Source organism: Pseudoxanthomonas sp. P4_B2 (assembly GCF_056402315.1).
The window spans coordinates 511,679-524,622 of the sequence record NZ_JBFUHQ010000001.1; the positions used below are offsets into that span (position 1 = coordinate 511,679).

The 12,944-nt window shown below is 62.3% G+C and carries 9 protein-coding genes; 7 read left to right on the top strand and 2 right to left on the bottom strand.

Annotation, left to right across the window (positions count from 1 at the left end; all coding sequences use genetic code 11):
• Positions 1–28: 28 nt before the first annotated feature.
• Entirely contained in the window at positions 29–1,447 is a 1,419-nt protein-coding gene (locus tag AC1DTQ_RS02245; protein WP_477847586.1) for a C40 family peptidase, read from the bottom strand.
• A 317-nt stretch (positions 1,448–1,764) separates the two neighbouring features.
• On the opposite strand from AC1DTQ_RS02245, the gene AC1DTQ_RS02250 reads away from it, so the two are divergent.
• The 7 genes from AC1DTQ_RS02250 (at position 1,765) to AC1DTQ_RS02280 (ending at position 11,925) form a co-directional block, all read left to right on the top strand.
• Entirely contained in the window at positions 1,765–3,258 is a 1,494-nt protein-coding gene (locus AC1DTQ_RS02250) for a transglutaminase-like domain-containing protein (protein ID WP_477847587.1), read from the top strand.
• A gap of 45 nt (positions 3,259–3,303) precedes the next feature.
• Positions 3,304–6,270: a TonB-dependent receptor gene (locus tag AC1DTQ_RS02255; RefSeq protein WP_477847589.1), complete on the top strand. Its 2,967-nt coding sequence runs from the start codon at positions 3,304–3,306 to the stop codon at positions 6,268–6,270.
• A 135-nt stretch (positions 6,271–6,405) separates the two neighbouring features.
• Positions 6,406–7,722, top strand: coding sequence for a diaminopimelate decarboxylase (gene lysA, locus AC1DTQ_RS02260; protein WP_477847590.1), 1,317 nt, complete (start codon positions 6,406–6,408; stop codon positions 7,720–7,722).
• Positions 7,722–9,314: a serine hydrolase gene (locus AC1DTQ_RS02265; RefSeq protein WP_477847592.1), complete on the top strand. Its 1,593-nt coding sequence runs from the start codon at positions 7,722–7,724 to the stop codon at positions 9,312–9,314. Before lysA ends, AC1DTQ_RS02265 begins: the two co-directional genes overlap by 1 nt.
• On the top strand, positions 9,307–10,056 hold the full coding sequence (locus AC1DTQ_RS02270) for a M15 family metallopeptidase (protein ID WP_477847593.1): 750 nt from the start codon (positions 9,307–9,309) through the stop codon (positions 10,054–10,056). The genes AC1DTQ_RS02265 and AC1DTQ_RS02270 overlap by 8 nt, the downstream gene beginning before the upstream one ends.
• Before the next feature lie 58 nt (positions 10,057–10,114).
• A complete protein-coding gene (locus AC1DTQ_RS02275) occupies positions 10,115–11,137 on the top strand; it encodes a serine hydrolase domain-containing protein (RefSeq protein WP_477848345.1) in 1,023 nt (340 codons plus the stop codon).
• A 2-nt stretch (positions 11,138–11,139) separates the two neighbouring features.
• Positions 11,140–11,925 carry an N-acetylmuramoyl-L-alanine amidase gene (locus AC1DTQ_RS02280; RefSeq protein WP_477847595.1) on the top strand — a complete coding sequence of 262 codons (786 nt, stop codon included), beginning with the start codon at positions 11,140–11,142 and terminating at the stop codon, positions 11,923–11,925.
• 16 nt (positions 11,926–11,941) lie between these two features.
• Here AC1DTQ_RS02280 and AC1DTQ_RS02285 read toward each other — a convergent pair whose 3' ends face one another.
• Positions 11,942–12,937, bottom strand: coding sequence for an NADPH:quinone oxidoreductase family protein (locus AC1DTQ_RS02285; RefSeq protein ID WP_477847596.1), 996 nt, complete (start codon positions 12,935–12,937; stop codon positions 11,942–11,944).
• Positions 12,938–12,944 lie beyond the last annotated feature (7 nt).

The window sequence follows — 12,944 nt, forward strand, 5'->3', positions numbered from 1 at the left end:
GTGCTCTTGGCCGATTCTAGGGTTTGTCTCAGGGACGGATGCGGACGATGCTGGTGATGCGGTCGACGTAGGTATTCTTCTCATTGAACCGCAACGGCAGCAAAGGCGTGACCGAGACGGCGTTGAGGTGCATCGAACGCATGTTTCCGTTCGCGTCCAGGAACGAGCCGCCATTGGTGTCGTGGATCACGTAAGGCGCGCCATCGATGCGGCCTATCATCATCATCACGTGACCGGGGATGTAGATCAGGTCGCCCACCTGCAGCGTATCGACCGCCGCCCTGCGCGGGCCGGCCCCGTCGTCTTTGCCGAAAATCGTATGGTTGAGCGCAGGGCTGATGCTCTGGTCGCTGGTGTTGCGCGGCAATTCCACGCCCATGCTGCGGTAGACCTCGGAAACGAATCCGCTGCAGTCGCGGCCATTGTAGGAATGACCCCATCCGTAACGTTCCCCAAGGAACTTGAATGCCTGACGGACGAGATTGGCGCGGGTAAGCGGCAGAGACGCAGCGGCGGTGTCCTGGTTCTTCTGCAACAGTGCGGGCGCGAAGGCGAGCGTTCCGTTGGCGTCGCGCACCGGTAGTTCGACCACCCAGGAAGTATAGGAATGCTGGCCGTTGACCAGCGCGTCGGAGGCGACGGTGGCCAAAGGCACGCGTACGCCCATATCCAGTTGCAGCTCGGACAGCTGCGGCTGTTCGCGGGTGAATACGGTGGAGACCTTGGCGCCCAGGACGATGCGGTAAGGAGTTTTTTCCGTGTGTCCGAACACCGCCCCTTTCGCGCCGATCACGATGTCGTCCGCACGCACCCACGCCTTGTAGTTGGGACTCGCCACCCACAGCCATTTCCCGTCCCGGCTGTGGTGCGAGATGGCCACCGGAGTTCCGGGAAACAGCGCGCTTTCCTGGAAACGGTCGATGTCGGTATCTCCCTGTCTGCTGAAGACGCGCAGATCGGTCGGGAATTTACGCAACGCCGTTCGCTTCAGCGCCAGTCCGTAGCGCGTGGGCGCTTGTTCCGGAGTCGCCTCCAGATCCAGCGACTGCATCAGCTGCCGCAGCATGCCGGCGGGCACGGGCTTGCCTTCCACATCGTACAAAGGCTCATCGGGCAGGGCGGACAGCTCGCTGATAGAGGCGACGATCTCTTCCTTCTTCATCGCTTCCGGCAAGGCTTGCAAGTCGTTCATGGAATCGTCGAGGCGGAACAACTTTTCATTCTGCGCAGCGATCGCCTTCGAACTCATGACGACACGATTCGGCTGCTTGAGCCTGTCCACCCAGAAATCAGGAGAAAGCTGCGCTTCCGACATGCCGATTACGCCATGCGGCGGGACGGTTCCCGGAGACGGCGGAGGGAGTTCACGTGCATGCGCCGGCAATAGGTAGGCGGCGCCGCACACCAGCAGCGCAGCAGCAACGAAGATCGGACGATGGGTTCGCATGGTTCACCTTCACGCTGAAGCCGGATAGGAAAAGAACGGTGCCATCAGCAGACCGGAACCGGTGCCGAGGATATAGCGCGGTAGCGCCGGCAGAACGCCAGCGGAAGACCACAGCTCTGAGCCAATAGGGCCGTCGTTGGATTGGGCCAGACCGTGCGGATCATTCCTTCCCCTTTGGCCGGTACCGGTCGATGCCCGGCGCTCTGGAATACCTGATTCTTATAGCACATCTTTGAAGAATAAATTATTGACGCGCGGGATTCCACATGTTAGACAGTCATCTTCCTGTCAAATACCGCAGAGGCGTCGCGACCCGAATGGCCCTGTTGTCCCTCAGTGCATTGGTCGAACGACCCGGCTGGAGAGGCGTCGCTACGGCGTTCGTGTTGGCATTGCTGTTGGCGGGACCGGCGATGTCGCAAGACGCCGATGGCAGCCTGGCGGAAGCGATCACGCTGGTGGATGCGGGACGATTCGCCGATGCCGAGGCGTCCATCAGCAAAGGCCTCGCTGCTGATCGTCTTTCTGCGGAGGGCAGGGCGGCGCTCGAGTTCCAGCGCGAACGCATGCGGCGGATCTTGCTGGACTTCACCCTCGAGGAGCATGCGGCCAAAGCCCGTGTGCGCGAGAAAATACCGGATCTGCGCGACGAGGAATTCGCCCGCTGGGACGCCGCCGGACTGATCGAGCATCAGGTGATCGATGGACGCAGGCTGTATTTCAACCGTGCGCCGTCCAACTTGTTCCGGATCAGCGCCGAGGCCAGGGCGCGGCGAAAGGAGCAGACGCCTTTCGTCGATGGGCCGATGGAATCGGCCAATGCGCATCATCGCCAAGTACGGGATGCGGCGTTGGGAAAGGCCGACGCGGATGCAGGTACGCGCCGGATCCGCGTCACCCAGTCGCTGACCGTCGAGGCCGATGCAGTGCCTGCGGGCGAAACGGTGCGCGCCTGGATTCCTTATCCGCGTGCGATACCGGGGCAGCAGGAAAACATCCGTTTCATCGAAAGCGCGCCCGCGACGCACAGCATCGCTCCGGAATCGGCATTGCAGCGCACGGTGTACCTGGAGAAGCCTGCGCACGCGGGCTCTCCCACTGCGTTCTCCATCACTTATGAACTAACCATCCGCGGCCAGTACCACGCCATCGATCCCGACCGGGTAGTTGCGGCGCCGCTCACCGCCGAACTGGCGCCTTTCGTGGCCGAGCGGTCTCCGCACGTAGTGTTAACTCCCGCGATCCGCGAGTTTTCACGCAAGGTGGTCGGCGGCGAGAAGAATCCTTATCGCATCGCGCAGAAGCTCTATGCGGCCGTGGACAAAATCCCGTGGGCGGGCGCACGCGAGTATTCGACCATCACTAACATCAGCGACTACGCGCTGCATGCCGGTCACGCCGATTGCGGACAGCAGACGTTGTTGCTGATCACCTTGCTGCGCCTCAACGGCATTCCCGCGCGTTGGCAGTCCGGCATGGTTTATTCCGACGGTGACTACGACAACCTGCACGATTGGGGCGCGCTTTACCTGGCGCCGTACGGGTGGGTGCCGATGGATGTCACCACCGGTCGTCTGGATGATGCGGACCCGCAAATCGCGGGCTTCTATCTGGGTGGACAGGATGCGTATCGCATCGCGTTCAACGACGATTATTCGCGGGAACTGGTTCCGGCCAAGAAGCATTTTCGGTCCGAGACGGTGGACCTGCAGCGCGGGGAAGCGGAGTGGAGGGGTGGGAACCTCTACTTCAATCAATGGGACTACGGATTCGAATGGAAAATGCTGCCGCTGAAGAGCAGCGCCGAATAGTCGGGCGGGAAAACCAACCAAACAACTCAGCAGGAGAGATCGGGGATGAACAGCAAAGTTTTGCGTAGGGCCGCTCTGTGTATCGCATTGGGATCATGTCTCGCCTCTATGGCGCCGTTGGCGATGGCGCAAAGCGTGACCGGCGCCGTGGCCGGACGTGCCAACGCCGGGGACCAGATCACGGTCACCAATCCCGACACCGGCCTGAGCCGTACGGTGACGGTCGGCAAGGAAGGCACTTACCGCGTGGCGCAATTGCCGCCTGGCGACTACACCCTGGTGGCAGGCGGCGGTGCGCCGATTTCCATCAGCGTGTCGTTGGGTGGCACCACCACCGTGAACCTAACCGGCGGCGGCGCAGTAGACCTGGATGTAGTGCAGGTGATCGGTTCGCGCATTGTCAACCGCGTCGACGTGCGTTCCACCGAAACGGCGACCAACATCACCCGCCAGGAACTGGCCCGATTGCCGGTGGACCAGACTCTGGCTTCCGTCGCGCTGCTGGCGCCGGGTGTGGTCGCGTCGGGCGCCACCTTTGGCGGCCTTACCTTCGGTGGCTCGTCGGTGGCCGAGAACGCCGTCTACATCAATGGCCTGAACGTGACGGATTCCTACCGACGCCAGGGTTTCTCGTCGGTGCCATTCGCCTTCTACCAGGAATTCCAGGTCAAGACCGGTGGCTATTCGGCGGAATTCGGGCGCACCACCGGCGGCGTCATCAATGCGGTGACGCGTTCGGGCAGCAACGAATTCCAGTCCGGAGCGCAGGTGACGTTGGAGCCCGCGGCCTGGGCCTCGGAGAAAGAGGATCATTACCATTCCGACGGCACGGTCGACGAGCGCGGTTACACCAGTCGCGACTCGAACTCTTTCTACAAGACCAACCTGTGGGCGTCCGGTCCGATCGTCAAGGACAAGCTGTTCTTCTTCGCGATGTACGAGAACCGCGACAGCAGTCCGAAGGACTTCGATGGCAACGTCGCGTTCCTCACCAAGAGCAACGACGACTTCTGGGGAGCCAAGTTCGACTGGCGCATCAACGACGACCACTCGCTGGAACTGCTGGCGTTTTCCGACAAAGCCGAATCCCCGGCAGACGTCTACGCCTACACGTGGGCTGCGGGCACCCTCGACAGGTTGAAGGGCGACAGCATTTCGAACTCCGGTGGCGACAACTGGTCGCTCACCTACACCGGTCATCTCACCGATGACTTCGTCGCCAAGGCGATGTATGGCGTGAACAAGCGCAGTGCGGCCAACAGCAGTACGCAGGATCCCGATTGCAGCATCGTCACCCGTTCCGGGAGTTACACCGGCAGGTTCGGCCGGGAAACCACTCCCGAAGGTTGCCACCCGACCGATGTCAGCATCAACACCCGCCACGACAAGCGCGAGGCCGCGCGCCTGGATTTCGAGTGGACGCTGGGCGACCACCTTCTGCGTTTCGGAGCGGACAGGGAGGTGATGGACTCGGACGCCTCCACGATCTACCCGGGCGACGGCAGGAGCTACCAGGTCCAGGCCGCCACGCCTGGTGGAAGTCTTCCCGGCGGCGGGATCATTCCCGCCGGCACCACCGCGATTGTCGATGCTCGGCGCTATGTCACCGGCACTCCCGTCACCACCGTGGCGCAAGCGATCTACGTGGAAGACATCTGGAGCGTAACTCCCAACCTTGTGCTGAACCTGGGCCTGCGCGCCGACAAGTTCCACAACAAGTACGCGTCGGGAGTGACCTTCACCGAGGCCGATTTCGGCGACATGATCTCGCCGCGCGTGGGCTTCAGCTGGGACATGAAGGGCGACGGCACGACCAAGCTGTTCGGCAATGCTGGACGCTACTACATTCCGCTGACCAACAAGCTTGCTGATTATTTCGCCGGCACTACGGACGAGCATACCTACTACGTGCTCGATGGCTGGACACAGATGGACCATCCGGTCGCGGGCACCTACCTGTCGCCGATCCTGGGCCAGCAGATTGGCCCCGTGAACGACGATGGCAACATCCCGGCGCCCACCGACTTCCGGACCGTGGTCGCCCGGGACCTGGAGCAGGTGTTCCAGGACGAATACATCCTGGGGTTCCAGCAGGCAATCAACCAGGAATGGTCCTATGGTGTCAATGCGACCTACCGCAAGGTGAACCGTGCCGTGGAAGACACGCGCATCAATCACGTTGCGGGCTGCTCCTGGTATTCAGGCGATTTCCCCATCATCAACCCGGGCGAAACCAACACCCTGTGGTGCCCGGATACCAACGACTGGGTAACGTTCGATTCCTCCGAGGATGGCTACATCGCCTCTGGCAGCGGGGCGATCATGGGCTACAAGAAGCCCAAACGCACCTACAAGGCGGTTGAATTCCAGCTCGACCGCGCCTGGGATGACAAATGGGCGTTCAATGCCAGCTATCTCTGGTCCAAGAGCGAAGGCAATATCGAAGGCCCGGTGAATTCGGACACGGGCTACGCCGACACCAACCTGGTGCAGTTCTACGATCACCCGGCGGTCAATGAGCGCTATGGCGTGCTGTTCAACGACTCCCGCCACCAGATCAAACTGCGCGGCAGCTTCAAGCTCAACGAAATGTGGAGCTTCGGCGCCTCGTTCTCCGCGCGATCCGGCGGCCCGATTACCGCCTTTGGCGTGCGCTGGCCCAACGACAATCGTGGCTTTGGTCCCGGCGAGTTCAGCGGCGGCGGCTCGGGCTGGCTGTGCGTTGCGAACTGCTCCAGCATCAACCGCGAACTGGTGTACAGCGAGCGCGGCGCGTTCGGTCGCATGCCATGGCTGAAGGATCTCAGCGCCAGCGTGACCTGGACGCTTCCGGTGGAGGACGTTGACCTGAAGGCGCGCTTCTCCGTGTACAACCTGCTGAACAGCCAGACCGTGGTCAACGTTCATTCGCGCTACGAAAGCACGCCCGGAACCAGGATGCCGTATTTCGGCGAGGGCACCGTCTGGCAATCGCCGCGCTATATGCAACTGGTGGTGACCTGGAATTTCTGATTTCCGACCCTCTGCAAAGCTGAGGGCGCGGTCGTCGCAATGACGGCTGCGCCTTCTCGGATGAAGGCATAGGCTCTACGGATAGGCGTGCAGTAAAAAGCGCGCATCGATCCGATGCACAGGAGGTTTACAGTCTTGGAGTGTTCTACCGATTCGGCGGGAGCAGCGACGACACCGGCAAGCCCGTCTGCCGTCCTGGAGAGCAAACAGTTCGACGGCATCGACCTGCATGCGTTGGGAAACGCGCTGGCTACTCCCTTCTATGCTTACTCGGCCAACGCCATCCGACAGCGCATCGCTGGTCTGCAGCATGAGTTGCTAGGCATGGATGCGGTCATTTGTTTCGCGGTGAAAGCAAACCCCACCCTGGCCATCCTGCAACTGATGGCCAAGGCCGGCGTGGGCGCGGACATCGTTTCTTCGGGAGAATTGCGTCGCAGCCTGCGGGCCGGTATTCCGGCCTCGCGGATCGTGTTTTCCGGTGTCGGCAAGTCCGATGCGGAGATAGCGGAAGCGCTGGATGCCGGCGTAGGCCGCTTCAACGTCGAATCGGCCGACGAACTGGCGGCGCTGCAACGTATCGCCCATCAGCGCAATGTCATTGCCCGCGCCGCGGTGCGTATCAATCCCGACGTCGACGCGCTTACCCACGGCAAGATCTCCACCGGCAAGGCCGAGAACAAATTCGGTGTAAGTATCGATGAAGCCAGGACTTGGTTCGCCGATGCCGGCCGGCACGGTAACGTGCGCCTGGACGGACTGCACATGCACATCGGATCGCAGATATTGCAGCTGGAAGCGTTGCGGCAGGCATTGCAGCGCTTGGCCGCATTCTGGCGTGAACTGTCCGGCCACGGACATCACATCGACAGCATCGATGTCGGCGGCGGTCTGGGAGTGGTGTACCGCAAGGGCCACGACCGAGGAGTCGATCTGCATGCCTACGTGCAGGCGATAAGAGAAGCCTTGGCCGGCTTCGAGGGCAGGATAATCCTCGAGCCAGGCCGCTATCTCGTAGCGGAAGCGGGCGTGCTGCTGACCAAAGTCCTGCGCACCAAGGACAATGGACAACGGCGATTCCTGGTGTTGGATGCGGCGATGAACGACCTGCTGCGCCCCAGTCTGTATGAAGCCTGGCACGACATCGAAAAAATATCGGCGGGCGAAGGCCAGGCCGAGCCGAGCGTGGCGTACGACGTAGTCGGCCCGGTTTGCGAAACGGGCGATACTTTCGCCGTAGCGCGCCTGCTACCGCCGTGCGCGCCAGGCGATCTGCTGGCGATCCACGGCGCGGGAGCTTATGGTGCGTCGATGTCTTCGACCTACAACTCCAGACCGCTGATAGCTGAAGTATTGGTCGACGACGGGTGCTACGCGGTGATCCGGCGCAGGCAGTCCTTCGAGGATATGGTGGCGGGAGAGCAGGCGGCCACGTCGTGGAGGGCTTTGTAGTGTCCGGCCCCGTTAGGATCGCTTCCGCGCTTGCGCTGATTCTGCTTCTTCCGTTGTCCGCACTGGCGGGCGAAGAATCTTCGAGCATCGCGAGCGGGCGCCCTGGCAATACCGAATTCGACGCGATCGTTGATGAAATGGTTGCCCGCTACCAGCTTCCGGGAATCGCCGTGGGCGTGATCGAAGACGGCAAGACCGTCTACGTCGGAACGCGAGGCGAGCTGGCCGCTGGTTCCGGTCAGCAGGTCACCTCCAAAACCCTGTTCAAGATCGCTTCCAACAGCAAAGCCATGACTGCCAGCGTGCTCGCCCGGCTGGTCGACGCCGGCAAGCTGCGCTGGGAAGACCCGGTGATCAAGTATTTGCCATCGTTCCGCATGTACGACCCGTGGGTCACCCAAAACATGCAGGTCAAGGACCTGCTGGTGCACAACAGCGGCTTGCCCGAGGGTGGCGGCGATCTAATGCTGTGGCCGGAACCGAATCGTTTCACCCGCGCCGACATCATCGCCGGTCTGGCGCATATCAAGCCCGCCTACAGCTTTCGCTCCGGTTATGCCTACGACAACCTGCTGTACGTAGTGGCGGGCGAAGTCGCCGCAGCCGCGGGCGGCGCGTCCTACGAGGAACTGGTCCAACGGGAACTGTTCCAGCCGCTGGGATTGTCGCGCTGCCGGGTGGGTGCATGGCGGCCCGATGAGGTGGGCGATGTCGCCCAGCCCCACAACCGCATCGATGGCCGCAACGTGGTGGTCAAGGCGGACGACGCAGCCGTGACCCCGCTGGTTATGGCTGCGGCCGGCGGTATCCGCTGCAGTCTGGACGATATGCTGGTATGGGCGAAGAACTGGCTGGCACCCGACGCCGCGCAGGTGGCTTGGCTGTCGCCTGAACAGCGGCAGGCCGCGTGGGTTCCACGCACGCCCATGCCCATTTCCGCCCGCCGCCGCGCGTGGGATGGCACTCGCCTGTACGCTTACGGATACGGCTGGCGCATCGCCGATATCGATGGCGCGTATACCGTGTCGCATACCGGCACCTTGTCGGGCATGTATTCGGTCATGTCCCTGTTGCCGGACCGCAGATCGGGCTTCGTAGTGTTGATCAACGGTGAAGCGGAGGCGGCGCGCGCGGTGTTGAACGAAGTGCTGCTGAAGCGATTCACCAAGCCGGCAGATAGTCGCGGGGTGGCTTACTACGCCGATGAACTCGCGAAAGAATCAGAATCGAAACACTCTGCGACGTCGCAGCCTGCCCTCGGGCGAGAGGCGCCTACCTCGAAGCAATTCGCTCAATGGTGGGGCGTCTATCGCGATCCCTGGTTCGGCGAGGTGCGCATCTGCCCCGAAGGCGGGCAAGCACGCTTCGTTTCGGAAAAATCGCCGCTGCTCTCCGGCCGCATCCTGCGCAGCGGTTCGCGGTATCTGGTGGACTGGGACCGCGATAGCGTGGATGCGGAAGCATGGCTGGATTTCCACACGGGCGGTCCTTCCCAGCCGGCACGGCTGACCCTGGCCAAGGTCGACCCGGAAGCGGACTTTAGCTACGACTACGAAGATCTGGCCTTCGAACGGATACGCGACTGTGACTAAGCAGGCGCAGCGTGCGATCCGCGGCGCCGCTCTGTTCGCGTGGATCGCCCTGGCGTGCGCAAGCTGCGCCTCCGTTCCGACATCGCCTTCTGCGTCCCTGCCTGAGTTGTCCGCCGCGCGTACGTTTGCCGAAGCCGGACTGGTCGATATCCGCACCCTGATCCCCGACATCTCCGAGCAAATCCGTTATGCCAGCTCGGAAAATTTCGTTGGGGTTCCGGTGCAAGGCTATGCAGCAGCCCGCTGCTACCTACGCGACCCAGCGGCGCAGGCCCTGCAGCGCGTCGAGCAGTCGTTGCGCCAGGAAGGATTCCGTCTGCGGGTGTTCGATTGCTATCGTCCCGCGCGGGCGGTTCGCCATTTCGTGCGTTGGGCCGCGGACCTGCAGGACCAGCGCACCAAGTCCCGTTACTACCCCAATCTGGACAAGACCCAGTTGCTCGGCGACTACATCGCGCCGGTCTCCGGCCATAGCCGCGGCGCCACCCTGGACCTTACTTTGCTGGACTGTCGCGTAGCGGATGATCAATGCGTGCCGCTGGACATGGGAACGGAATTCGACTTCTTCGACACGCTCGCAAATACAGATTCACCGCGAGTCACGCAACTACAGCGCGACAATCGCCAGCGCCTGCTGCGCGCCATGGCGCAGCAGGGTTTCAAGAACTATCCGCAGGAGTGGTGGCACTACACGCTTGCCTCTCACGATTCGAAGGCGATCTACGACATTCCCATCGAATAGCTGTCTTGCACGTCTGCGCGGAACTCCCTCCATGCGTACGCTTCTCTTACTCCTGCTTATGACGCCTGTTTCCGCTATCGCTGAGAATGGTTTCCCCACCGAAAAGGTGGACGCAATGATGGAAAATTATGCCGGCGACGCGCCCAGTGCTTCGGTCCTGGTACTGCGCGATGGCGTCCCCTTGTTGCGCAAGGCTTATGGTTTAGCGGATAGGGAGCAGCGGATCGCCGCCACGCCGGCCACCAACTACCGGCTGGCGTCGGTCACCAAGCAGTTCACCGCCGCGGCGATCCTGTTACTGGTGGAAGACGGACGTATAAGCCTGGACGACAGCGTGCGGCGCTGGTTGCCATCGCTGCCGGCTCTAGCCGATTCCATCACCGTTCGCCATTTGCTGACTCATAGTGCGGGCTTGATCGACTACGAGGACGTGATGCCGTCCGATTTCACCGGACAGCTGCACGATGCCGACGTACTGCGCCTGCTGGAAACCCAGGAAAAAACCTATTTCGCGCCTGGCTCGGGTTATCGTTACAGCAACAGCGGCTATGCGCTGCTGGCGCTGATGGTGGAACGCGCGTCCGGGCAATCGTTCGCCGACTTCCTGCGATTGCGCGTCTTCCAGCCGCTGGGCATGACGCACACGCTGGCCTTCGTGGAAGGCGGTCCCGCCGTCGCCGACCGGGCTTACGGCTATAGCGAGTCGGCAGCCGGCTGGATCCGCACCGATCAAAGTACGACCAGTGCAGTACTGGGCGACGGCGGCGTCTATTCCTCCATCGATGATCTGGCCAAGTGGGACGCTGCGCTATACGACGACCGCTTGCTGAGCGACCGGTCGCGAAAACTCATGTTCACGCCCCACGTAACCACGGACGAGCCCGACATCCGCTATGGTTTCGGCTGGCGCATTACCGGCGAGACTTTATGGCATTCGGGCGAAAGCATCGGTTTCCGCAATGTGATCGCGCGCTACCCGCAGCGGCATCTGACCGTGATCGTGCTCAGCAACCGGGACGATCCGGAACCGTATGCGACCGCCAAGGCAATCGCCGAACTGGCGATCGGGCAAGGACAGTGAGCATGGTGGGGTTCGATCAAGAGCGCGCAATAAAACAAGGGCGGTGGTCGCTACGAATCGGGGCGACCCTGCTGATCGCGCTACTGGCCGGCTGCGCGCACACGCCGCCGCACAATGCGCTGGCGCGCTGGGTGCCATCGCCCAACCACAACGCGCGCGAACCCATTCTGATCGTGATCCACGCCACCACGCAGGATTCGGTCGAACAAAGCCTGCACACCCTGCGGACGCGCAACAGTGGCGGTCCGGTCAGTTCCCATTACCTGATCGGCCGCGACGGCGCGCTCTACCAGCTGGTCGCCGAAGATCGCCGCGCATGGCATGCCGGTCCCGGCAATTGGGGCACGATCAGCGACGTCAATTCCGCTTCCATTGGCATCGAGCTGGACAATAACGGCATCGAGCCGTTTTCTTCCGAACAGATCGACAAACTCTTGGTGCTGTTGGAAGACCTGTGCAAGCGCTTGGGTATCCCGCGCTACCAGGTCATCGCCCATGCCGACATGGCGCCTACCCGAAAGACCGATCCGGGTCCGCTGTTTCCCTGGGCACGACTCGCCCAGGCGGGATTCGGGCGTTGGCCAGTAACGCCATTGACCGACCCACCTGCCAATTTCGATCCGCGCTCCGCGCTGCGGATTCTCGGCTACTCGATGGACGATTACCCGGCTGCCATCCGTGCGTTTCGCATCCATTTCCGGGCAATCGACGACGCCAGCACCGAGTTGACCGTGGACGATCTGCGCGTCCTGTATGCGCTGGTGGAAAACAATCCGGTGGGTAGCTAGCGACCGGGAAGGACGATCAATCGACCTGTTGCGGCAGCACCACCAGCTTGCCGATGGCCTTGCGCGCAAGCAGCGTGTCCAACGCTTCCGATGCCCGCGAAAGCGGGTAGCGTTCGGAGATCAGGGGACGGATCTTGCGTTCCCGCAGCCAGGAGAACAGCAAGCCCATGTTCTCGGCATTCAAGGCGGGCTCGCGCCGCACGAATTCGCCCCAGAACACGCCCACCAGCGAACTGCCTTTCAGCAGCAACAGGTTCGCGGGGATTTTCGGAATGTCTCCAGCGGCGAAGCCGACCACCAGATAGCGTCCGCGCCAACCGACACTGCGCAGCGCCGGTTCGGCCAGGTCGCCGCCGACCGGATCGTAGACGACATCCACGCCGCGTCCGCCGGTCAGTGCCTTGATCCGTTCCCGCAGGTCTTCGCTGAGGTAATCGATGGTCTCGTCGGCGCCGTGTTCCCGCGCCGCCGCCAGCTTGTCGGCCGAGGATGCGGCGGCGATGACGCGCATGCCCAGCAGTTTTCCGATTTCCACCGCGGCCAGACCCACGCCGCCGCCGGCGCCCAGCACCAGCAAGGTTTCGCCGGCCTGTACCTGCGCCCGGTCCTTCAAAGCATGCAGCGAGGTGCCATAGGTCAGCACGAAACTGCCCGCCAGTTCCAGATCTTCGTCGCTGATGTCATCCGGTAACGGAAGAATATTGCTCGCGTCGACCAACACCTCTTGGGAGTAGGCCCCGAACAGGGTGATGCCGACTACCTTGTTTCCGACCGCAAGCCGCTTGACCTCGCTGCCGACGGCGAGGATTTCCCCAGACAGTTCGCCGCCCGGCGAGAACGGCAGCTCGGGTTTGAACTGATACTTGCCGGCCACGATCAGGGCGTCGGGAAAGTTCACTGCCGCCACGCGCGTGCGCACCAACACTTGCGCAGGGCCGGGGACAGGCGAGGGCAGGTCGCGCAGTCGCAGCGACGAAGGCGGTCCCCAGGCTTCGCAGACGATGGCTTTCATAGGATTC